The 22348-nt window shown below is 70.5% G+C and carries 20 protein-coding genes; 7 read left to right on the top strand and 13 right to left on the bottom strand.

Going from position 1 to position 22348, the window contains the following annotated elements; all coding sequences use genetic code 11:
- Nucleotides 1-9: 9 nt before the first annotated feature.
- The 6 genes from ACL06G_RS04320 to ACL06G_RS04345 all read right to left on the bottom strand — a co-directional run bounded on the left by ACL06G_RS04320 (nucleotide 10) and on the right by ACL06G_RS04345 (nucleotide 8257).
- Nucleotides 10-786 carry a VOC family protein gene (locus tag ACL06G_RS04320; RefSeq protein ID WP_412784379.1) on the bottom strand — a complete coding sequence of 259 codons (777 nt, stop codon included), beginning with the start codon at nucleotides 784-786 and terminating at the stop codon, nucleotides 10-12.
- A 106-nt stretch (nucleotides 787-892) separates the two neighbouring features.
- Entirely contained in the window at nucleotides 893-1081 is a 189-nt protein-coding gene (locus ACL06G_RS04325; RefSeq protein ID WP_412784380.1) for a hypothetical protein, read from the bottom strand.
- Nucleotides 1078-2346, bottom strand: coding sequence for a cytochrome P450 (locus ACL06G_RS04330; protein ID WP_412835436.1), 1269 nt, complete (start codon nucleotides 2344-2346; stop codon nucleotides 1078-1080). The genes ACL06G_RS04325 and ACL06G_RS04330 overlap by 4 nt, the downstream gene beginning before the upstream one ends.
- Before the next feature lie 126 nt (nucleotides 2347-2472).
- Nucleotides 2473-4830, bottom strand: coding sequence for a glycoside hydrolase family 65 protein (locus ACL06G_RS04335; RefSeq protein ID WP_412784382.1), 2358 nt, complete (start codon nucleotides 4828-4830; stop codon nucleotides 2473-2475).
- Nucleotides 4827-5570: an HAD family hydrolase gene (locus tag ACL06G_RS04340; RefSeq protein WP_412835437.1), complete on the bottom strand. Its 744-nt coding sequence runs from the start codon at nucleotides 5568-5570 to the stop codon at nucleotides 4827-4829. The genes ACL06G_RS04335 and ACL06G_RS04340 overlap by 4 nt, the downstream gene beginning before the upstream one ends.
- A gap of 824 nt (nucleotides 5571-6394) precedes the next feature.
- The gene (locus ACL06G_RS04345; protein ID WP_412784384.1) at nucleotides 6395-8257 is read right to left on the bottom strand and encodes a hypothetical protein; all 1863 of its coding nucleotides are present in this window, start codon (nucleotides 8255-8257) and stop codon (nucleotides 6395-6397) included.
- A gap of 535 nt (nucleotides 8258-8792) precedes the next feature.
- On the opposite strand from ACL06G_RS04345, the gene ACL06G_RS04350 reads away from it, so the two are divergent.
- The 4 genes from ACL06G_RS04350 to ACL06G_RS04365 all read left to right on the top strand — a co-directional run bounded on the left by ACL06G_RS04350 (nucleotide 8793) and on the right by ACL06G_RS04365 (nucleotide 11867).
- A complete protein-coding gene (locus tag ACL06G_RS04350) occupies nucleotides 8793-8948 on the top strand; it encodes a DUF6131 family protein (RefSeq protein WP_412784385.1) in 156 nt (51 codons plus the stop codon).
- 92 nt (nucleotides 8949-9040) lie between these two features.
- Nucleotides 9041-10306, top strand: a complete 1266-nt coding sequence (locus ACL06G_RS04355; protein ID WP_412784386.1) for a VWA domain-containing protein — start codon at nucleotides 9041-9043, stop codon at nucleotides 10304-10306.
- Nucleotides 10306-11130 carry a hypothetical protein gene (locus tag ACL06G_RS04360; protein WP_412784387.1) on the top strand — a complete coding sequence of 275 codons (825 nt, stop codon included), beginning with the start codon at nucleotides 10306-10308 and terminating at the stop codon, nucleotides 11128-11130. The genes ACL06G_RS04355 and ACL06G_RS04360 overlap by 1 nt, the downstream gene beginning before the upstream one ends.
- A 152-nt stretch (nucleotides 11131-11282) precedes the next feature.
- On the top strand, nucleotides 11283-11867 hold the full coding sequence (locus tag ACL06G_RS04365) for a GNAT family N-acetyltransferase (protein ID WP_412835438.1): 585 nt from the start codon (nucleotides 11283-11285) through the stop codon (nucleotides 11865-11867).
- Nucleotides 11868-12230: 363 nt separating this feature from the next.
- Here ACL06G_RS04365 and ACL06G_RS04370 read toward each other — a convergent pair whose 3' ends face one another.
- From ACL06G_RS04370 to ACL06G_RS04400, 7 genes are all read right to left on the bottom strand, one after another.
- A complete protein-coding gene (locus ACL06G_RS04370; protein WP_412835439.1) occupies nucleotides 12231-13220 on the bottom strand; it encodes a zinc-dependent alcohol dehydrogenase family protein in 990 nt (329 codons plus the stop codon).
- Nucleotides 13217-14113 carry a carbohydrate ABC transporter permease gene (locus ACL06G_RS04375; protein WP_412835440.1) on the bottom strand — a complete coding sequence of 299 codons (897 nt, stop codon included), beginning with the start codon at nucleotides 14111-14113 and terminating at the stop codon, nucleotides 13217-13219. Before ACL06G_RS04375 ends, ACL06G_RS04370 begins: the two co-directional genes overlap by 4 nt.
- Nucleotides 14110-15081 carry a carbohydrate ABC transporter permease gene (locus tag ACL06G_RS04380; RefSeq protein ID WP_412835441.1) on the bottom strand — a complete coding sequence of 324 codons (972 nt, stop codon included), beginning with the start codon at nucleotides 15079-15081 and terminating at the stop codon, nucleotides 14110-14112. The genes ACL06G_RS04375 and ACL06G_RS04380 overlap by 4 nt, the downstream gene beginning before the upstream one ends.
- Nucleotides 15078-16454, bottom strand: a complete 1377-nt coding sequence (locus tag ACL06G_RS04385) for an ABC transporter substrate-binding protein (RefSeq protein ID WP_412835442.1) — start codon at nucleotides 16452-16454, stop codon at nucleotides 15078-15080. Before ACL06G_RS04385 ends, ACL06G_RS04380 begins: the two co-directional genes overlap by 4 nt.
- Nucleotides 16455-16517: 63 nt before the next feature.
- The gene (locus tag ACL06G_RS04390) at nucleotides 16518-17279 is read right to left on the bottom strand and encodes a DeoR/GlpR family DNA-binding transcription regulator (protein ID WP_412784393.1); all 762 of its coding nucleotides are present in this window, start codon (nucleotides 17277-17279) and stop codon (nucleotides 16518-16520) included.
- Between the two features lie 331 nt (nucleotides 17280-17610).
- Nucleotides 17611-18186 (bottom strand): transcriptional regulator, encoded by a 576-nt coding sequence (locus tag ACL06G_RS04395; RefSeq protein ID WP_412835443.1) that lies wholly within the window; start codon nucleotides 18184-18186, stop codon nucleotides 17611-17613.
- The gene (locus ACL06G_RS04400; protein WP_412784395.1) at nucleotides 18186-19583 is read right to left on the bottom strand and encodes a helix-turn-helix domain-containing protein; all 1398 of its coding nucleotides are present in this window, start codon (nucleotides 19581-19583) and stop codon (nucleotides 18186-18188) included. The genes ACL06G_RS04395 and ACL06G_RS04400 overlap by 1 nt, the downstream gene beginning before the upstream one ends.
- 701 nt (nucleotides 19584-20284) lie before the next feature.
- Between ACL06G_RS04400 and ACL06G_RS04405 the strand changes: the two genes are divergently transcribed.
- The 3 genes from ACL06G_RS04405 to ACL06G_RS04415 all read left to right on the top strand — a co-directional run.
- Nucleotides 20285-20767, top strand: a complete 483-nt coding sequence (locus tag ACL06G_RS04405; RefSeq protein ID WP_412784396.1) for a DinB family protein — start codon at nucleotides 20285-20287, stop codon at nucleotides 20765-20767.
- Between the two features lie 628 nt (nucleotides 20768-21395).
- On the top strand, nucleotides 21396-22112 hold the full coding sequence (locus tag ACL06G_RS04410; protein WP_412784397.1) for an isopentenyl transferase family protein: 717 nt from the start codon (nucleotides 21396-21398) through the stop codon (nucleotides 22110-22112).
- Nucleotides 22113-22149: 37 nt separating this feature from the next.
- Nucleotides 22150-22348 (top strand): SLOG cluster 4 domain-containing protein (locus ACL06G_RS04415; RefSeq protein ID WP_503167814.1); only part of this gene is annotated, 199 nt, incomplete at its 3' end.

A 22348-nucleotide genomic window follows, 5' to 3' on the forward strand; every position in this document is an offset into this window, starting at 1 on the left:
GCCGCCGCCTCACTTGCGTTCCGTGAGGGTGAACAGGCCGCCCTGACGGTCGCGCATCATGGCGCTGCGCCCCGCGGGCGCGTCCTCGACCGGCGCCGCGACGCTTCCGCCCGCCTCGACGCCGTTCCTCATGGCCTCGTCGACGTCGTCGACGTAGAACGACACGTGCCAGCGCGGCCTGACACGGGGGTCGGGAGCCGATTCGACCCCCCCGCCCCGGATCGTCGCCACGATGTTCGGTCCGTACTCCACCGTGACCGCGTCGTTGCGATAGTCCACCTCGCACCCGCCGGGACGCTCCGAGGCCCATTCCAGTACTTCGCCGTAGAACATCGCGGCCGCGAAGGCGTCGCGGGTGCGCAGCTCCAGCCGCGCCGGAAGGCTGCCGTGCATGACGTGCCAGCTGGAATGGACCGCCCCCTCCCAGAGCCCGAAGGTGGCGCCGCTCGGATCCGCCGCCAGCGCGGCACGGCCGTCACCCAGCGCGAGTGGTCCGACCGCGAGCGTCGCCCCCCTCTCCCGGATGCGGGCGGCGGCCGTGTCGGCGCTGTCGACTCCGAAGAACGGCGTCCAGGCCACGGCGACGCCCAGCTGTCGGCTGACCGCCCCGATCCCCGCCACGGGTACTCCGGCGGCCATCGCCACGCAGAAGTCCTCCCCGAGCCGGCCGGGCCGGAACGTCCAGCCGAGCGTCGGACCGTAGAACCCCTGCGCCTCCGCCATGTCCCCGGTGGCCAGACTCACCCAGCAGGGCGCCCCGAAGACCGGACGTTTCGCAGCCGCCACTCCGCTCGCCTCGCTTCCGGTCCGACAAACAGGACAAACATCCATATTCGGGTGACGTACACCCTAGCGGAATGCGGCGGCGCCGATTGCCGTGCAGCCCGCCGGATCAGTCGGTGGGTTCCTCGGGCTCCGGCGCATCCGTCACGTCCTCCTCCGGGGCTGCTCCGGCGCGCCGCTGCTCCGGCCTCTCGCGGTCGCTGTTCCGCCGGGCCGGCTCGCGGGCCTCCTGATCGGGGAGGTCCCGCGGGATGCCCGTCCGCTGTGCCTGCGGACCGTCTTCTTCCGTATTGCTCATACCGGCATGGTCCCTCGCGGAACCGTCGTACGAAAAGGAAGCCGCGACACGCGGTGGTCGAAGCTCGTCGGAGGGACCTCCGGCGGCTCCGTCGCGTGCGCTTCCGGATACCGGGTGAACAGGGCGTGCAGGACCGCACGGATCTCCTGCCGCGCCAGATGGGCTCCCAGGCAGTAGTGCGGCCCGCCGCCCCCGAAGCCCAGATGCGGATTCGGACTCCGTGTCACGTCGAAGGCCTCCGGTTCCGGGAACACCGAGGCGTCGCGATTCGCGGAGCCGTAGAAGAGGATCACTGTGTCACCGGGAGCGAGCGCGTGCCCCTCGCCCCCGGCGTGCTCGCGTGCCACCGTCCGCCGGAACTGGTGGATCGGCGTGCTGTGCCGCACGATCTCCTCCACCGCCGGATCCAGGAACCTGTCGGGATCCGATGCCACCAGTTCGCGCTGCTCGGGGTGCGTGCTCAGCAGGTGCAGTCCGTGTGCCAGCGCGTTCCGCGTCGTCTCCACGCCGGCCACCAGCAACAGGGAGAAGAAGGCTCCGAGCTCCCTGCCCGTCAGGTGGTTCCCGTCCCGGTCCGGCGAGACGAGCCGGGTGATCAGATCGTCGCCCGGGCACGCCTGCCGCAGGCGGCCGACACGGGCCACGATGCGGTGCATCCGCGCCAGCGCCCGCAGCCCGCTCCCGGGGCTGCGGAGCCGACGGGCCAGGGTCCGGTCCAGCCCGGTGTGCTCGGACGCCCGATCGATGAGCGACCGGATCCTGTCGCGCTCCTCGTCCGGGATGCCCATCATCCTGCACAGCACCTCGAACGGCATGGGGGCCGCCACGGCCTCCACGAAGTCGACCGGGCCACAGTCCGGGATCCGCTCCACGATGCGCTCCGCGGTCCGCAGGATGTCCTCCTCCGCCCGCGCCAGGATGCGCGGCGTGAAGGCGCGCGCCACCACCCCGCGCAGCCGTGCGTGCTCCGGACCGTCGAGGTTCACCATCGACGGCCCGAACACCGTGCGCACCCACCGCGCGGGAGGCGGAGTCGTGGCGCCCGGAGCATTGCGGAAGACCTCAGGCCGCCGGCTCGCCGCGGACACGTCCCGATGCCGCACCAGCCCGAAGGTGCGTCCCCGCGCCGTCTCCTCCAGGAGCACCGGTCCGTCCGTCCGCCGCAGCCGCGCGAACGCCTCCCGTTGCGCCGCGCCCGGTTGTCGCCAGAACTCCGGCTGCAGCGGGTTGTCCGGCCCGGCAACGGCGACGGTCTGGGACGTCATGGCGCACCCCCGTGAGGCAATGAGTGGAATTGCCTCATTATGTCGCTTTCTGATCGTGTGGCGGTGCCTCGCGCGCCGACACGCCCACCCCGCCCCTCCCGCGGCCCACACCCCGCCTGCCGGCCGTCACCCCGCCGCAGTGAACCGCACCGCCGGCCTCCGCCCCTTCGGCTGACGCGGCTCCGCGCCCGCCTGCACCGGAGGCACCGGCCGCTCCACGGTCGCTCCCGGTTCCAGAACCACCGGCTCGCCGTGATGACGGACCTCGAACCGATCCCCCTCCAGCAGGGTGTAGCGGGCGGTCGAGGCATCCACCTCGACACGCAGCCGCCGCCCCCGGATCCGCACCGTGAAGGCCAGCCGGTCCAACGGCTCCGGAAGACGCGGCGCGAACCCGTGGCTCCGGCCCTCGCGGCGCATCCCTCCGAAACCGGCCACCAGAGCGATCCACGTTCCGGCCAGCGAGGCGATGTGCACCCCGTCGCGCGTGTTGTGCTCCAGGTTCTCCAGGTCCATCAACGCCGCCTCCGTCAGATACTCGTAGGCCAGCGCCAGGTGACCCGTCTCGGCGGCCATCACCGCCTGCGAGCAGGCGGACAACGACGAGTCCCGGACCGTCAGCGGCTCGTAGTAGGCGAAGTTCCGCGCCTTCTCCTCCGCGGTGAAGACATCACCCCGCACCTGCATGGCCAGCACCATGTCCGCCTGCTTGACGACCTGCTTGCGGTACAGATCGAAGTACGGGAAGTGCAGCATCAGCGGATACTCCCCGGGCCCCGTCCCCTCGAAGTCCCAGTGCTGCAACCTGGTGAAACCGGCCGACTGCTCGTGCACCCCCAGGGCCTCGTTGTACGGACACGACATCTCCGCCGCCGCGCTGCGCCACGAAGCGGCCTCCTCGTCGTCCACCCCCATGTCCCGCGCCCGCTGCATGTGGCGCACGGCGGCGTCCGCCGCGGCGCGCAGATTCTGCTGCGCCATCAGATTCGTGTACAGGTTGTCGCGCGCCACCGCGCTGTACTCGTCCGGGCCGGTCACCCCGTCGATGTGGAACGCGCCCTCGGTGTCGTGGTGCCCCAGCGAACGCCACAGCCGCGCCGTGTGCACCAGCAGGTCCAGTCCGGGACCCTCCTCGAACGCGGAATCCCCGGTGGCGTCGACGTAGCGCAGCACCGCGTCCGCGATATCGGCGTTCACGTGGAACGCGGCAGTCCCCGCCGGCCAGTACGCCGAACACTCCTCCCCGGTGATGGTCCGCCACGGGAACGCCGCTCCCCGAAGCCCCAACTGATGCGCCCGCTCCCGCGCCGCCGGCAGCACGGCATGGCGCCACCGCAGCACGGGCGCGACACACCTGGGCGCTGTGTACGTCAGCACGGGCAGCACGAACGACTCGATGTCCCAGAACGAGTGCCCGTCGTACCCCGTGCCGGTCAGGCCCTTCGCCGGGATCGCCCGCTCCTCGCCCCGCGCGGCGGCCTGCAGCACGTGGAACAGCGCGAACCGCACCGCCTGCTGGATTTTCGGATCACCGTCCACCTCGATGTCCGCGCTCGACCAGAAGTCGTCCAGGAAAGCCCGCTGCTGCCTCAGCAGACCCTCCCAGCCGGTGTCCCGCGCCGCCGCCAGGGCCGCCTCCACCTGATCCTGCACCGCAGGAAGAGACCGCTGCCCCGACCAGCCGTGCGCCACGAACTTCAGCACCCGCAGGCACTGCCCCGGCTCCACCGTGCCGGTGACGGTCAGTCGGCTCAGATCCTCCTCGCTCTCCGCCGACCAGCGCGTGCCCTCCGGCCCCTCCACAACGTGCCCCGCCGCGGCCGCGACCCGCAGCCCGCTGCGACGGGTCCGGTGCACCAGCCGCAACCGCGTGTCCTGGGCGAAGTGCCGTTCCGGTTCCAGTGGCCGCTCCATCACGGACGCCGCCCGCGGATCGCCGTCCGTCGCCGGCAGCTGCTCGTTCGCCACCAGTTCGGACTGGACCGCCAGCGACACCGGCTCGTCCAACGGCTCCACCTCGTAGCGCACCGCCGCCACGGCACGCTGCGTGAAGGAGACGAGCCGCGTGGAGGTGATGCGAACCCGGCGCCCCGTCGGCGAGCACCACTCCGCGGTCCGGTGCAGCGTGCCGGCGCGGAAGTCCAGAACCCGCTCGTGCCCGACCAGTTCGCCGTACCGCAGGTCGTACGGCTCGTCGTCGACCAGCAACCGCACGATCTTCCCGTTGATCGTGTTGACCATCGTCTGGCCGGACTCCGGGTAGCCGTAGCCCGCCTCCGCGTACGGGAGCGGCTTCACCTCGTACACCCCGTTGAGGTACGAGCCGGGCAGACCGTGCGGCTCACCCTCGTCCAGGTTCCCCCGCCACCCGACATGCCCGTTGGCCAGGGCGAACAGCGACTCGCTCTGGGCGAGAACATCCAGGCTGAGATCCGACTCCCGCAGGCACCACGGTTCCACGGTGTAGGAACGGTGCTCGATCACGACTGCCTCCACAGGTCGCCCAGGTCCTGCACCACGATGTCGGCACCGTGCTCCCGCAACGCTTCGCCCTGTCCCACCCGGTCCACACCCACCACCCACCCGAAGCCGCCCGCCCGGCCCGCCTCGACGCCCGCCAGCGCGTCCTCGAAGACCGCCGCGCGCCCCGGCTCCGTCCGCAGGGCCGCCGCCCCCGCCAGGTAGCCGTCGGGCGCCGGTTTCCCGCGCAACTTCCGTGCCTGCGCCGTCCGACCATCGATTCGGACGTCGAACAGAGCCTCGATACCGGCGGAGACGAGCACCTCGCGGCAGTTCGTGCTCGAGGAGACCACGGCGCGCGGCAAGCCCGCCTCCTTCACCGCGCGCACGTAGCGGATGCTGCTCCCGAAGGTCTCGACGCCCTCGTCGCGGATTCCGGCCAGCAGTAGACGGTTCTTGCGTGCGCCCAGACCGCGCACGGTGTCGGCGCCGGGCGGATCCTGTCCGGCCCCCTCGGGCACCTCGATGCCGCGGGCGGCGAGGAACGTGCGAATGCCGTCGTCACGCGGCCTGCCGTCGACGTACTCGTCGTAGTCGTGGACGCGGTCGAACGGCACGAACGGGACGCCGAGCTCTTCTGCGCGGCGCGCGAGGAACTCGTCGAAGGTGCGCTTCCAGGCGGCGGCGTGCAGGGAGGCCGTCCGGGTCAGGACCCCGTCGAGGTCGAAGAGGCAGGCGTGCACGTGGTCAGGGAGCCCCAGCATGGCGACAAGACTATCCATATTTGTCCGTAATGTCGCAAAGCGTGTGTGCTGCGAGTTCCCGGGGTGCCGGCAGTCACCGGCGCGCGTCGAGCCGGTGCAGCCCCCGTCCGGACCGAGGACGTCGGTGCCGCGGGCCCACACCACGAGCAGGTGCGTACCCGCACCGACGAGGGGACCGTGCCAGGCGTTCCGGAGTGGCTTCGGCGATCTCCGGCGGGAGCTCGTCCCGAGTGGGTATGCGGGGCAGGTAGTCCCCGGCACATTCGGCAGGGGCCACTGGGACCCCGTCGAACTGCTCTGCGGTCAGCCGTGCGGTCCGTGCCACCCGGAGGGGCGGCCCGTGGCGCACCGCACCGCCGGGGGAGTGCTGCGGAATCGCTCACCGTGCAGCGCTGCTGGCGATGTCCGCGCCGGTGAGCGTGCTGTCGTCGGGCGTTGCCTCGCCGCGAGTACAGCTAGCGCGTGGCGGGCGCAGACTCCTCCGGATTCTTTCGGGGCAACGGAGACGTCCAGGCATCGCCCGCCGGTTCCGCGGAGGCCCCGTGGTCCTCTCCACGCCGATCCGGAAGTGTGGCTGCGGGAGACGTGCCGCCGGGGTGGAGTCCACGTGCGCGGACTCCACCCCGGTCCCCCCGAGCCGGGCTGTTCACCCCCGTGCAGCGCCGGCCCACCCCCTGGCGCGAATCCCGTGCCGGGCAGCGCGTCACCCAACCTAACGGCAGTGCCTGCTCCGTTCCGTGGTGCATACGACGCACGCCTGGTGCATTCGACGGCTCCGTCCCCGGCGTGATGCAGCTCCGCTCGTGGTCCCGGAATCACTCCTGTCAGGCAGGCACTTCTCGGGGCAGCAGGTCGGTGCTCAGCCTGCCGGTCAGCATCAGCGCCCACAGCGGGTCGTGCGGCCCCTCGCCCGGACCGCGCAGCTCGCGCGCCAGCAGTACGGACGCCTCGCTCAGCCTTCTGGCCACGCTGTTGCGGCCGATGGACAGCCGGTCGGCCGCTGCCAGAGCATGACCGTCCGCGGCCAGCCATGCCGTCAGGGCGTCCAGCTGGTGATCCGTCAACGGGGCGAGGAACTCCTCCGCCCAGGCGCGGGCTGCGGAGCTTTCCGTGAGCAGTGGGGCCAGTTCCGCCGTATCTCCGCCGTCCGGAGGAGACGCGTCGTCCTCGTGGAGCGAGGCGAGCTGCAGCGCCAGGTCCGCGACCGCGCGGTGGATCAGGCTGCCGCGACGCAGGCCCAGCGCCGCCATGAGACCGTCGAGGCGTCCCCCGGCGGTGGTGCGCGGCACGCCGAGGAGTTTCGCGGCCTTCGCGTCGCCGTGGGCGAGAGCGATCCGCGCAGTGTGCACGGTGATCTCCCGGTGTTGCGCCGGCAGGGTTTCCAGGCGCCGCTGCATCTCCCTCCCCCACGCGCGGGCCGCAGGGGGCAGGAGTGCGGCGAGAGGCTCGCCCCGGCCGATCGCGACCCCGGCTTCGCTGCCACGGGCGGCACTGAGCGCGTGGAACGCGGCCTGGTACGCCAGTACGGTACGGGACCACGGGCACGGGGGGCTCACACCGATCGCCCGCCCCTCGCTCACCAGTTGCCGCAGTGCCGGACGTTCCGGTCCGGCGTGCTCCCCTCCGGGCAGTGCCAGGATCAGGTGCCGGTCGTAGGCGGGGCACGGTGCGACAAGCGCGGGGGAGAGCGTGGCGAGGCAGTCCTCCGACACGGCACTGCGATCCTCACCCGGTCCGCACTCGAGAATCGCCACGCGGCCGGTGTCCGCAGTGAGCACTCCCGGGGCGAGTCGCTCGGAGACGCGTGTCGCGGTGACCGTCTCGCCCATGAGCAGATACTGCAGGACCGCGGTCCGGGTGGCGGCCGCCGAGGCGGACAGTTCCGCCCGCCGCCACGCATCGCGCAGCATGCCGGCCTGGACTGCCGCCTGGGACAGCACCTCCGCGGTCCGGGAGGTGAAACGACCCGGAGTACGGGCCACCATGACCGGGTGCGGCCTGATCCCCTGCAGCGCGTGGAGCGACACGTGCCACTCACCTGTCTCCGATGCCGCGACGGCGTCGGCCGCGGTAGGAGGGTGGGGAACAACGAACGATGTGCTTGCTATCGAGCCCTCTGCAAGCTGGGCCAGCAGCGGTTCGTGGTCACCCAACTCTGCCCACAGGCGATCGCCGCGGGTGAGCACGTCGATGCGCGCACCGGTCCGACGTGCCACGTGGTCGAGCAGCCGGCGCGGTCCCTCGCCGCGCCGGTAGGCACGGTCGGTCAGCCGGAACATCTCACGCGCCGTCTCGTGGTGCTGCCGGTGCACAGCGTTCTGGCGTCCCATCAACAGCCCCATGGTGTCCACCGGTGACAGCGACTCGGGTGCTGCCAGCACGACCAGACCCGCTGCTCGGGCAGCCGTTCCCAGCGCATCCCGATCCAACGTTCCGCGGGGGCCGACGAGGGCGATGGCCACCGCGCCCTGGCGCCGCAGGCTCCGCAGCGGGGCGTTCAGATCCTCGGGAGCGTCCGCCGCGGGAAGCAGCGCCATGAACCGCCTCCCCGGCCGACCGCCCCGGGGCGTGTTCCAGTCGCCGCACCAGGCGAGATGTTCGACGGCTTGCCCCTCCGGAGCAACCGGAGCGGCACCCACGAACTCCAGGCAATGCCCCGCCACGTAGTCCTCGACGGTGGTCACCATCGCCCCACCCTCCGCTCGTTCGCCACCTCCCGGCTCCGGGACTTCGACCTCCGATTGTCCACGACTCCGGGACCGGCGTGGGTCCCACCTCTCCTTCCGGTCGCGACAGTCTTCGGGGAGGCGAACACGGCTTTCGAAGCAAGGGTGAACACCTGAGGCAGCGCGCAACGTGTCCTGGGCCGAGGGGGCTCCGACCGTCGGAGAGATGTACGGCGACGCTCTTTCGGTCCGTGAGGGCGGGGGGCCCGGCTCTGTGGAGATCTCATACGTCACTTCGGGAGCCGAAGCCGGTCGCCCCGTGCGCATCGCCTACCCGGACCGGGAGCATCCGGGTGGCTACACGGAGTGCCACACCATGGAGGACTTCACGTCCGCCAGGTGACCCGGGGCCGGCCCCCGACGGGCAGGCTTCCCGTCCGCCTCCGCCCTCGTGCTCTGCATGCATGGAACGAACGCAGGAGGGCACATGTCGGGCCACGACGAGGTAGCGCCTGCACCGCGTCCGCACACTTCCGAATCCGGCGTAGGGAAACCCATGATCATTCTTGGTGCCGTTCTGCTTCTCCTGGGCCTCCTGCTCGGCGTATCCGTGCTGACGACCGTCGGCAGCGTGCTCCTCGTGGTCGGCGTTGTCCTCTGGCTCCTCGGCTCCACCGGTCGCAAGGTCGGCGGACGCCGCCACTTCTTCTGATTCCTGCCGGTGGAAGACGCCGCTCCACAACACCACTTCGGCGCGCATCCTCGTCTTTTGGCCAGGTGACGGTTTGTCATTAAGGTCAGACGATGATCACAAGACCTGGGCTGGCGGCCGTCACGTGCGGTCTGCTGGCAGCTCTGCTCGCCGGATTCACTCCGGCCGGCGCCGCGGCCGATGAGACGGCACCGCAGGAATCCCCCAAGGTCGAGCTCGTGCTCGACGCCAGCGGCTCCATGCGCACCCGTGACATCGACGGGCGGTCCCGGATGGCCGCGGCCAAGCAGGCTTTCAACGAGGTACTGGACGCAGTGCCGGACGACGTGCAGCTCGGCATACGCACCCTCGGTGCCACCTACCCCGGCAAGGACAAGCAACTCGGCTGCAAGGACACCAAGCAGCTCTACCCGGTCGGCCCGCTCGACCGCACCGAAGCGAAGACAGCCGTGGCCACCCTGGCCCCCACCGGCTGGACACCCATCGGCCCGGCCCTCCTCGAAGCAGCCGACGACCTCGAGGGCGGCAAAGCCACCCGCCGCATCGTCCTGATCTCCGACGGCGAAGACACCTGCTCGCCTCCGGACCCCTGCGAGGTGGCACGCCGGATCGCCGCACGCGGTATCCATCTGGTCGTCGACACACTCGGCCTGGTGCCCGACGCCAAGATCCGCCGCCAGCTGAGCTGCATCGCCGAAGCCACCGGCGGCACCTACACGGCCGTACAGCACACCGATGAACTGTCAGGACGCATCAAACAGCTCGTCGACCGTGCCGCAGAGCCCGTCGTCCTGCCCGAGAAAACCGAAGGCACCCACCGCTGCACCGACGCCCCCCAGCTCCAGCCCGGCCTCTACACCGACCGTGAGGAGTTCGCCGAGCACCGCTGGTACCGGGTGGATGTCCTGCCGGGGCAGGAGCTGCGTGCCTCCGCGAGCATCGCCGCGGACCGCGCCGTCGACAACGACTACGGCGTGCTGCTGCGAGCCGTGACCACACACGGCCGCGAGATCGTCCGAGGCTCCGAAGCAGGCGACGGACGCACCGACATGATCTCCACCGGCCTGCGCTACCCCAAGGCGCCGGTGGACGACACGGACGAGACGGAGGCAGAGACGGTCTGCCTGCAACTCAGCAACTCCTTCTCCGCGCCCGACACGGTGAAGACCGACCCCGGACTGCCGGTCGAACTCAGCATCCATCTCGTGGGAGCCCCCGACGAGGCCACCGACGTCGCCGCCTTCGGCCTCGGCCGCGGCTGGTGGCTGCTCGTACTCCTGCCCCTCACCGGCCTGGCAGCAGGCCTCCTGACGGGCTGGCTCTCACGCTGGCGCATCACCGTGAGGAGGACCCACTGATGCGGACCGCACGCATACTGATCGGCGCCATGATGGCCGGCAGCGCCCTGTTCGGCGCAGCAGGAACGGCCGCTGCCGACACCGCGTCCCCGAGCCCCACCGCTTCCGACGACGCCACCCCGACCGAGGCCGGCACGACCTTCCGCACCGCCACGGCGATCCCGCAGGACCAGCGCGCCCTGGCCCATGCCTCCACCGGCGACTATCTCTACTGGTCGTTCCCCGCCGACGCCGCGCAACGAGCCACCGTGAACGCCACGGTCACACTGCCCGACTCCGCGACCCGGCACGGGGCCTCCGCCTGGCGGCTCGACGTCTACGACGGACTGCGCCGTCGCCAGGCCTGCATGTACGGCGCACAGACCAGAAGGGCAGCCACGGACACCCGATCCGTGGAACTCTCCTGCACTCTGCGCACTGTGCGGGCCTGGGCGGAACCCTGGGCCAACGACCCGCTGCCCGGCACCTACTACGTCCGGTTGACGGTCGTCGACCTGCCGGAACAGGACCTCGGGCTCCCCGTACAGGCCGCCGTCGAGGCCACCTCGGTGGACACCGGCGGCGCCCAGGCCGTGGACGGCTCGTTGGCCGCCCCCCTGACGCCCCGCACCACAGATCCCTCCTCCTCGGACGAGCAGACCCCGTCACCCACGCGCACTGCCGCCGCCGAGAGTCCGGAGGACACCTGGTCCTCCGGCTGGTGGTCCGATCGCTGGATCTGGACCGTTGCAGCCGGTGTGCTCGCCGCACTCGCAGGCATCGCCGGATACACCCTTGCCCGAGGCCCACGCCACGCCACGCGCATGCAGCAGCCGGGCGCCTGACGGGAAGCCATCCACCCCGTCGCTCGCCGCAGCGTCGGCTTCCGCCGCTTCCCCGAGGCTGCGGAAGCCGACGGCCCACTCCGCCACCCGGCAGCGGCACGGCGGGGAATCCGGTGGTGCTCGGGATGCGATCCCTTCTACGCTGCGCCGGCATGACCCGCATCCCGTGCCACGCCATCCGTTCGACACGTGCCGAGGAGTGGCCGGAGCTGAAGGAATTACGGCTGGCAGCGTTGCAGGAATCCTCTGCTCCGATCGCCTTCCTGGAGACCTACGAACAGGCTGCCTCGGAGCCGGACTCCTTCTGGCAGGAGCGGGCACGCGGAGCGGCCGCAGGGACGCGGGTGCGTCAGTTCGTGGCCGAGGGCCGGGACGGGTCCCTGACGGGCACGGTAACCGTACTGATCGAGGACCCCGGCAGCGAGGACGTGTTCGGCGGCAGGGTCGCGCAGCGCCAGGCCCACATCGTCGGGGTCTTCGTACGCCCCGAACACCGCGGAAGCGGCCTGATCGACGCGCTTTTCGACGCGGCTCTCGCGTGGGCCCGGTCCGTGACGGACGTCGCACGGGTGCGTCTGTCCGTGCACGAGGACAACGCGCGGGCGGAAGGTGCCTATCGGCGATACGGATTCGTCCGCTCCGGAGCGACCACCCCGATGAAGGGCGACGCCTCCAAAATGGAGCACGAGATGGTCCTCGACACATTCTCCCCGAGCTCCCGAACACGTGCCCTGTAGACGCTGCCCCCGTCCCGCCGAAGCCCGGACGGGAACAGCCCGCCCATGCACCGCTCTGCCGACCGCAGTGCTGTCCTGCTCATCCGCCGCCCCCGCCGTCGACTGCTCCCCGGTCCCCGGCCCCGGCGGACGCTCACCCACGGCTGAGCGCCCGTGCGAGGTGAAGCGGTCTTCCGGACAACGCGGGGTCGGGTGCGGGGAAGCCGGTCGGTGGATGGCGTGGCCGCTGTTCTCGGTATCCCCTACGCGGCCGTCGCGTTCCCTCCTCTGCGGCCGGGATGATGCCGAGCGACGGGCCGTCGCTCGGCCACCGGGCGCTGCGGTGCCCCTCCCTCGCAGGTCTGACGGCCGGCGAGAGCGCCCTCAGGGCACCACCAGGATCTTCCGGCCCCGGCCGGATGCGAAGCGGTCGAGGGCGGCGGGGTACTCGTCCAGCGCGAGGCGGTCGGAAATGAACACCTCCGGGTCGAGAACGCCGCCGGCGAAGAGCTCCGCCGCCCGTTCGTAGCTGTGCAGGACCGCCATCGAACCGGTGATGGTGATCTCCTGGTTGTAGATCCGGTAGGGGTCGATGGTCGCGGTGGTCGCATAGTCGGCCACGCCGAACTGCAGAAACGTCCCGGCCTTGGCGACCCTGCCCAGACCGTCCTGGATCGCGGCCGCGTTGCCCGTGGCGTCGATGACCAGGTCCCAGCCCTGCGGGCGGTCGAGTTCGTCCGCATGCGCGGCGGTTGCCGAGCTACCCAGACGGCGGGCCGTATCCAGCCGATCCGGGTTGAGGTCGAGGACGTCGACCCGCGCCGCCCCGGTCCGCTTGGCCAGCTCCAGCATCATCAGGCCCATGGTGCCGGAACCGTAGATCAGCACGTGGGCGCCCAGCCGGCTGCGCAGCACGTCGTAACCGCGTACCGCGCAGGACAGCGGTTCGATGAGCGCCGCGTCCTGGGTGCGGACGTGCTCGGGCAGACGCACGCAGTTGGCGACCGGCGCAACGGCATACTCGGCGGCGCCCCCCGCCGTCGTGACGCCGATCGCGGCCCAGCGGTCGCACAGGTTGTTGTGACCGGTGCGGCAGTAGCGGCACTCGTGGCAGTACAGCGACGGGTCCACGGCCACCCGGTCACCGACCGCGACCTCGGTGACCGCGCCCCCGACACCGACGACCTCACCCGCGAACTCGTGCCCCGGAACCAGCGGCAGCGAGGGCGCGAACTCGCCCTGGAGGATGTGCAGATCCGTGCCGCACAGTCCGCACGCGGCGACATCCACCACCACCTCGCGGGACCCGGGAGCCGGATCCTCCACCGTGGTCAGAGAGACCTTTCCGGGGGCTTCGACGAGGGCGGCCTTCATTTCACGGCTCCTAGCGACAGGCCCTGGACCAGCTTGTCCTGGGCGGCGAATCCGGCGACCAGCACCGGGAGGGAGATGACCAGCGAGGCTGCGGAGACCTTTGCCAGGAACAGGCCCTGGCTGGTGACGAAACCGGTGAGAAAGACGGGCGCGGTCTCGGCCCGCACACCGGTGAGCACCAGGGCGAAGAGCAGTTCGTTCCAGCTGAAGATGAAGCAGATCAGCGCGGTGGCCGCCATGCCGGGCCCGGCGATCGGGGCGATGACCCGCCACAGCACCGTCGGCAGGCGGGCCCCGTCGATCTGCGCGGCCTCGATGACGGAAACGGGGATCTCGGCGAGGAACGACTGCAGCATCCACAGCGCGATCGGCAGGTTCATCGCCGTGTACAGCACGACCAGCAGCCAGATGTTGTCCAGCAGGCCGGCGTTGCTCGCGAAGAGGTAGACCGGCAGCAGCCCGGCGACCAGCGGCAGCATCTTGGTGGACAGGAAGAAGAACATCACGTCCCGCCACTTGCGCACCGGGCGGATCGACAGCGCGTACGCCGCCGGGAGCGCCAGCACGAGCACCAGCAGCGTGGAGCACACCGAAGCCGTCAGCGAGTTGATCAGTGGGGGCCACGGACCGTCGGCGCCGCCGGCCCCGAAGAAGGTGCGGTAGGCATCGAGAGTCAACGGCGCAGCGAGCGACGGTGGGTTGGCCGCAGCATCCGGCTCGGAGTGGAAGGACGTGAGCCCCATCCACACGACCGGCAGGACGAACAGGATGCCGACCAGCCAGGCCAGCAGACCCAGCACGGAGTTGCGCCGGCGCGTCCGCCGCACCGGGGGCGGAACCGCTTTCGCAGGCGCACTCCCCGTGCGCTTCACGGGAGCGGTGAGCGTGGTCATCCGCGGGACACCTCCTCACTGAACAGCGACGACACCACGCGCAGCGCGAAGGTCGCGATCACGATGGAGCCGATGACCACCAGCACACCGGCGGCCGAGGCGAGGCCGTACTCGTGGGCCTTGTAGAAGGTCTGGTAGATGGCGTACGGCAGGTTGGCGGTACCCAGCCCGCCGGAGGTGAGCGTGTAGACGGCGTCGAAGTGCTGCACGATGAAGACCGACCCGAGCAGGGCGCCCAGCTCCAGGTAGCGCCGCAGGTGCGGCAGCGTGATGTAGCGGAAGATCTGCCAGCCGCTGGCGCCGTCGATGCGGGCCGCCTCGACGACGTCGAGCGGCCGGCTCTGCAACCCCGCCAGCAGGATCAGCATCATGAACGGCGTCCACTGCCAGATCAGCGAGGCCTCCACGGCGAGGAGCGGCATCTCGGAGATCCACTCCGGCTGTGGCGGGTTTTCCACACCGAAGAGTCGGGCGAGCGCCGTGGTGACGCCGTTGAACAGCCCGTACTCGGGGTTGAGCAGCATGTGCTTCCACAGCAGCGCCGCAGCGACCGGCACCAGCAGGAACGGGGCGATGAGCATCGTCCGCACCAGGCCGCGGCCCGGGAACCGACGGTCGAGGAGCAGGGCGACAGCCAGACCCAGCACGAGAGTGACCAGGACGACGGCTGCGGTGAGCAGCGCGGTGGTGAGAACCGCGTCTCGCAGAGCCGGGGTACTCAGCACCGTGCCGAAGTTGGACAGACCGGTGAACTCCCGGGCCTCCGGGTACAGCGAGTTCCAGTCGAAGAGCGAGATCACCAGGGTCGCCGCGAACGGCAGCTGCGTGATCACGATCAGGAAAACGAGGGCGGGCAGCAGCGGCGCGCGAAGCGCCCAGGCATGCAGCCGCCGGGTGCCCCCGGCCGGTGTTCTGGCCGGCCGAGAGCCTCCGGCGACCGTCCGGGCGGTCGCCTCGGGAATGGTCATCGGTTCCGGTACTCCTCGGCGACCTTCTCGGCCAGCTTCTGGGACTTCGCGAGCGCCTGCTCCACCGACTGCCTGCCGGCGATGGCGGCGCTGATCTCCTGGGAGACCTCGGTTCCGAGCGAGGTGAACTCCGGAATGCCGGCGAACTGGATCCCGCTGTACGGCCGGGCCTGCACGCCGGGATCGCGCGGGTCGGCGGAGTCGATGGCGCGAACCACGTCCTCGCCGAACGGGGCGGCCCGAACGTACTTCGGGTGGTCGTAGGTCGACTTCCGCTTCCCGGCGGGCACACTGGCCCAGCCTGCCTGCTCACCGACGAGTTCCTCGTACTCCTTGCCGGTGGCCCAGGAGATGAACTCCCAGGCGTCCTCCGAGTTGTCGGAGGCCTTCTGCATGCCGAAGGCCCAGGTGTACAGCCAACCGGAGTTCTCGGTCCTGTTCACCGGAGCGGGGGCGTAACCGATTGCCCCCTTGACGGGAGAGCCGTCCCGTTCCAGCTCTCCGGCGCCCGCGGTAGCGTCGTACCACATCGCCGTCCTGCCCTGGGTCATGCTGTTGAGGCACTCCGCGAAGCCCGCTTGTGCCGCTCCTGCCTCGCCGTGTTCACGCACCAGGTCCACGTAGAACTTCGTGGCCTCGGTGAACTCGGGCGAGTCGAGCCGGGCGTGCCAGTTCTCGTCGAACCACGTTCCACCGTAGGTGTTCACGACGGTGGTCAGCGGGGCGATCAGCTGTCCCCAGCCGGGCAGACCGCGCAGGCAGATCCCCTTCATCTTCTTCTCGGCCCCGTCGACCTTGGCCGCCAGGCGGGCCACCTGCTTCCAAGTGGGGGACTCGGGCATCGTCAGATCGTGCTCGGCGAAGACGTCCTTGCGATACATCAGGAACGAGGATTCGCCGTAGAACGGTTCGGCATACGTCTTGCCGTCCTCGGCCCGGAGGGAGTCCCGCATCGGCTTCAGCACGTCCTGCTGGTCGTACGCCGGGTCCTTCTCCACGAACGGGTCGAGCTGGTAGAGCCAGTCGCGCTCGGCATAGATGGGTGTTTCGTAGTTGCTGATGGTGGCAACGTCGTACTGGCCGGACTGGGAGGCGAAGTCCTGGCTGATCTTGTCGCGCACCTGGTTCTCGGGCAGCACGGTGAAGTCGACCTCGATGCCGGTCCTCTCGGTGAAGTGCTCGGCGGTCAGCTTCTGCAGGGTCTTCATGGGTGGGTTGTTGACCATCAGCACGCTGATGCTGCGGTCGCTCGCGTCTCCGCCGCCGGCGCCTGCGCAGCCTGCCAACAGCGCGCCGGCTGCCACCACGGCGACGACCGTTCGGGCGGCGCCTCTCGGGGAAGTACGAGTGGAATGCGGTATGCGTGTGCGCATGTGGGCTCCGGGTTCTCGTGCCGGGTCTCTGGGGTCGGGTGGTGCTGCGTGCCGGGCGCTCCGTCAGACCCTGACGACCTGTGGTCCGAGGAGCGAGTACCGATGGGCCTCCGGTGCGGGCAGTGCGGTCGTGGTGACGATGGACTCGAAGTCGCCGACCTCGGCGAAGCGGCAGAAGCTCGCCGCGCCGAACTTGGTGTGCATGCCGACGAAGATTCTTCGCCGGGAGATGCGGACGGCCTGTGCCTTCACTTCACTGACGGCGGGGTCGGGGGTGGTCAGGCCGTGTTCGCGGGAGACGCCGTTGGCTCCGATGTACGCCAGGTCGATGACGAAACCGGAGAGCATCGCAGTCGCCCAGTGATCCACCGTGGCCAGCGTGCCGCCGCGCAGCCGTCCGCCGAGCAGCAGCACTGAGAAGGAGGCGATGTCTGCGAGTGCTCCGGCGGCCGCCAAGGAGGCGGTGACGATTGTCAACGGCCGGTCGCGGGGCAGCGCCTCGGCGATGAGTTGGGGAGTGAAGCCTTCGTCGACGAACACCGTTTCGGCGTCACCGAGCAGGTCCACCGCGGCTTCGGCGATCCGGCGTTTCTCGGGCACGTGCATGGTGCCGCGGAAGGCGAGGGTCGTCTCGAAACCCGCGCTCTCCACCGGGTACGCACCGCCGTGCGTACGGCGAAGGAGACCGTGGGACTCCAGAACCCGCAGGTCGCGACGGATGGTCTCGCGGGCCACGCCGAGGTCGGCGGCCAGTGTGCCGACTTCGACCGAACCGGCGCGGCGGGCGGCACCGACGATCTCCCGCTGACGTTCCTCCGCGCTCATGGCACCCCGATCCCTCGCGTGCGTCGCACGCGGACACTCCCGCGCATGTGCCGAACGGGCAACGGTGGTGACCGTTCGGGCCTGTGGAAGAGTTCTACAGCCCCGAACGGGCAGCAACCAGGCTCAACACCGCGACGATGATGCCCGTCTTCGCCCGCTTCTCCGGGCGGCGCCGGTGCTCCGGGCCGGGGAGAATGCGCCTCGGTCCGTCCGTGGGCTGCCCGTTCGGATCGTGGTACTGCCCGGTTCGTGCCCGAGTGGTCCCGCCGCCGTCCCCGTGGACCACTTCCTCCCATGCCGTGACGCCGGGCGCAGGCTGTGCCTCCGGGTTTCAGGCGTGCCAGCCGAGGGAGGAGATGTAGGAGTAGGAGTCGTAGTCGCTTCCGAGGTCGTGGATGACGTCGTCCCACACCGCGTCGAGGGCTTCGTCGTCGTCTGCGAGCCAGGCGTCGACGGCCGCGTTCCAGTGGCGTGGCCGGACGGTCAGCCGCCTGGTGGCCAGGTCGCGGCGGTGCCTGCGGTCGACGGCCGTCTGGTCGACGGGGTCGATCTCGACACGTGTGCCGCCCCGGACCGCCAGGCGGCGCTTCAGGTCGGCGGCGACGTTGTGGCGGCGCAGGTCCCAGTACGCCGCGTCCAGTCTGCGACGGTTCGCGGCGTTGGGCATGCGCTCCTCAGCCAGCCACGCGAACAGCGTGCGGGGCGTGACGGTGACGCCGGCGCGTTCCATCGCCGCGTAGCCGGCCGTCGAGGCGGTGAGGTAGCGCAGGCGAGCGGCGATACCGCGGTCGGTGTTGGCGGGGGAGTGGATGCCGGTGACCATGTTCTCGATCCCCGCGCCCAGCGCGTCCGCGCCCCGCACGCCGCGGGCGTTGTACTGGCCCAGGTTCATCCACCGACCGGCCATCAACGCCCCCCGGCGGTGACCGTGTAGGTGACCGGAGCGCCGTCGCGGTCGCTCTTGACCTTCATCTCCGCAAGCCCGCGCCCCTCCCGCCAAGTGTCGCGCCAGTCGCCGCCGGCGAGGTGAAGTTCATCGGTACCCAACGCGCACATCACCGTCAGCCCGGCCTGGTGCGCCTTGTGGGCGCGGGACCACAGGTTCGCGAACGCCTGACTTCTGATCAGGTGCATCCAGTCAGGCCGGTTGATCTCCCGGTTGTGCGAGGACTCCCCCAGAGTGGAGACGAACTTGGAGTACATGGCTTTCACATACGCCGCCGTCACTTCGTCCCCTTCCTCCAGCGCATCGGCCCGGGCGCCGGCCAGCAACTGCCGGAGACTGTCGAGAAAGGTCTCCGTCGCGCTGGATGTCCACGACTCGTGAATGACCGGCGGCTGCATCAGCCGGTGCTTCGGCCCGGACAGCCGCAGCAGCAGCCGCAGCGTCGGCTCCGTCACCCACACGGGCCCGTGCTCCTCCCGGTCACCCATCGGTGAGGGCAGATGCGGGTGCTCCCACACCGCTGGGGTGATCAGGTGCACCCCCGCCCGCTTTCGGTCGTGCTCCCCACCTGTGCTGTGCGTCAGTTTCCCGATCGGCAGCCACGTCTTCAACGCCGACAAATACGCCGCATTCACATCCAACGCCGTCACCGCCACCTCGCCGTCCGGATGACGCCGGAAGTCCGGGTGCCGCCACGACGGACGCGCCTCCCAGACCAGGTCGGGATCCGTCTTCGACGGCTTCCGCAGTACATCGGGCAGAGCCGGGTAAGCCGTGTACTCGTACCGTGCCCCTGCCCGTGTCCGCGCGAACAGTCCCATCACGTCCGGAATCGCCCGCTTCACCAACGCAGCAGCCGCCGCATCCGCATCCCCACCCGCCTTCTCCAGCTCCTTCTCCACCGCCGCCGCGATCGCCTCCCGCAGTTCGGAGCGCACCTGGTCCGCCGAACTGCTCCGTCGCCGCGCCTGGTGCCGTGCGTGCCCGGTCCGAGCCTCCCGGGCGGCCGGACTCTCCGCACGGGCGGTCGCCGCGGCCGCTGGGGCACAGCTCTGCTGGTCGGCATCTGCTGCCGGAGTCGGAGGCGAGGACGTGGCTCGGGCTGGGGTGGGGTGGATCTGCGCGAGACCCTCCAGGAGCCGCAGGTACTTCCCCCGCGACGGCGAGGACGGCATCCCCCCGGCTTCCCAGTTCGCCACCGTCTGCCGGCCCACGCCCACGGCCTTCGCGACCTGTTCCAGGGACAGGCCCGCAGCCTTCCGCAACCGCACCCGCTCCCGGGGGTCGTCGAACGCCGCCGCAAGCTGCACCTCCGCCAGCAGCGCCGCGACCCCGTCGTCGTCACGCCTGTCATTCATAGCGTCAGAATACACTGATTCTGGCTCTGTAATGGATGATTGCTAGCACAGAAGTGGCGTTTTTGGGTGACGGCCTCGGGGGCGGCGGGGCCCGGCGCCCCCGAGGCCGTCACGGACTTGCCGGGGGAACCGGCGGCCGAGGCCAGGGCGAGGTGTGCTCATGCCGGTCGGGTACGTGCGGATCGGTGCAGCGGTGGGGGTCTGGCGTGGGGTAGCTCCGCCGGTCGCAGCGCCCCTCCGTGATCATTCGTTCCCCACGCATTCCGGCCGGTGGATCGAGGAACGCGTGGCGGGGGAGGGGGCGGCGCGTTGTGGAACGGCCGGACGAGAGGCACGTGTCACTGTTGGCCGTGGGCTGCCGCGCTGCTCGCGTCGACAGTCGTCGCGTTGCGGGGCCTGCGGTGCGGCGCACGGCCTGCGAGCAGAACGGTCCAGCGGAATGACGATAACGGGGAAGCTGCCCGCATCGGCACGGTCCGACAGTCGAAGGGCGAATCGGCACAGGAGTTGCAGGTGGGTACGCGAATCACGAACATGTGAACGAATTCATCCGGCCCCGGTGGAACGCGAGGTGACGAACCAGTCGATGCGCGGCTTCCGGCAGGAAGGACACGACCGATGTGGAGAGTGGGAGGGCGCCGAGGCGCTGTTGCTCCGACCTTCCTCGACCTGGGCGGGGACGACCGTGATGGGAGACCCCGATGGGCTCGTTCGATGTGTTGCTGGACGGCGAACGTAGGCAGCTGGAGGCGTTCCTGGACGAGTACCGGAGCGCCGTTGAGGCGACTCTCGAGGGCGTAACCGAGGAGCAGGCACGTCGTCCGCTCGTCCCGTCGGCGACAACACTGCTGGGACTGCTGAAGCACGTCACCTGGATGCAGCGAGTGTGGTTCGAGGAGTGTGTCGGAGGTGTCCCGCGTCGGGAGCTCGGCTTGGTGCAGGGCCCTGAAGAGTCCTTCCGCCTGTGCGACGACGACACAGTCGCTCTCGTCATTGCGGCTCATCGGGATGCCTGCGAACGGGCACGGGCGGCGGTCGCCGAGGTGTCGCTGGACACTGTGGTGACCGGACACCGGGCGGGGCCGCGCACGGTGCGCTGGGTGTACTTGCAAGTCCTGCGTGAGCTGGCCCACCACTGTGGGCACGCAGACATTCTGCGCGAGCAACTCCTCGCCGTCGGCTGAGCTTCGGGATGGGATGATTCCATCGCACCGAGGGGCTGCAATGTATGTGAACGGACGGTTACGGACCCGGAGGGCGGTCGGAAGACTGATGTGTCCCCAGTGTGCAGTGGGCGTGGCCCGTGTCATCCGCTGAGGAGTGCATATCCCGTACCGGCGCTTCGGTCCTGCCCACTCGGATCGATCCCGCACGAGTCGTGAACGGCGACCCGACGTCTTGTGCGCGGAACAGTGACGCACCGGTGCGGGCCCACGGGGATCGGACCGGGTGTCATCGCTGCCGTCGACCTGTCGGGCACCAGCAGCACCCCAACGGCCTCGATGCTGGTCCAACTCGCCGTCGCGATGGGTGCTCGGGGTCCCGAGCCTGCTGGAGGCCGAACGGCTCCAGCTTCGCCATCCGCTAGGAGCCGCGGGCTTCGGCCCGAACCCGTTTTGCGCGGGGCGGCAGGCCGGTGACCTGGGGCAGGCGGGGATGTCCATAAGACGGTCCGTCATCGCGCAGGTGGCCCGGTCGGCTTGGCATGCGGCTTTCCAACGAGCACCACACCCTGTCGGTGCAGGTCGGCCCTGGGTCTGAAGGGTGCTTGTGAGTCGCTACGCAGTGGGGGAGCCGCACAGGGGTGGAGCCGTGCATCCGGTCCTCGGCCCGACGGGTATTGGCAAGACCGCCTACGCCGTGGAGAAGGCCCGCCGCCGGCGTCTCCCGGTGCTCGCGCTGGATCGCATCCAGCGCCATCCGGAGCTGGCCGCCGGCTCGGGCCGGCCCGAGCCGGGCGAACTGCGCGGCACCCACCGCCAGTACCTGACCGAGCGGCCACTGTCCCAGGGCACGGTCAGCGCCGAAGAGGCCGTGGACCTGATGGAGACCTGGCTCGAGGACCACGGTAACCACCCGGTGCTTCTCGAAGGCGGATCGACCTCGATGCTGCACGAACTGGCCCGTCGCCCTGGCTGGTCCCCAGACCGTGAGGTGAGCGTGGAATGCCTGGTGGACCAGAGCCCCGAGCACTACGACACCGGGGCGGCCCGCCGGGCGGCGGCCATGCTCGGCTACGGCACCTCCAGCGCCCCGATCCTCGACGAGGCGGCCCGCCTGCGCCACGAGCCCGCTCTGGCCTCGATCACCGGCTACCGCGAGATCCTCCAGGTGTGCCGACGCCACCGGCTCGACCTGCCCACGCTGCTGGACGACGAGGACTCCCGGGAGGTCGTGCGGTACCTGTTCGCCTCACCAGATCCGCCGCACCCACCTGCACTACGCCCGCGAGCAGCGGCACGTCATCGCGGCGGTGCTGCCGGCGTTGAAGCGGGCGGGGTGCCGCTGCTGCGGGTGGTGGCGCGGTGAGCGGCCGGGTGACGGTGTTGCGCGGCTCGGAGGCGGGGTGCATCCGCGCTACCGGGCCGCTGAGCGTGCGGTGGGCCGGGCCGCGGCCCGGCGGGGGCTGCAGGTCGTCTACGGCGGGGCGGCCCTGGGGCTGATGCGTGAGGTCGCGGACGCCGCCCTGTGTGAGGGCGGGGCCGTGACCGGTGTGCTGCCCTCCAGACCTGCCTGGCCGTGGCATCATCATCGGCTTCGCCTAC

The sequence above is a fragment of the Streptomyces callyspongiae genome, assembly GCF_047200695.1.
Taxonomy (GTDB): Bacteria; Actinomycetota; Actinomycetes; order Streptomycetales; family Streptomycetaceae; genus Streptomyces.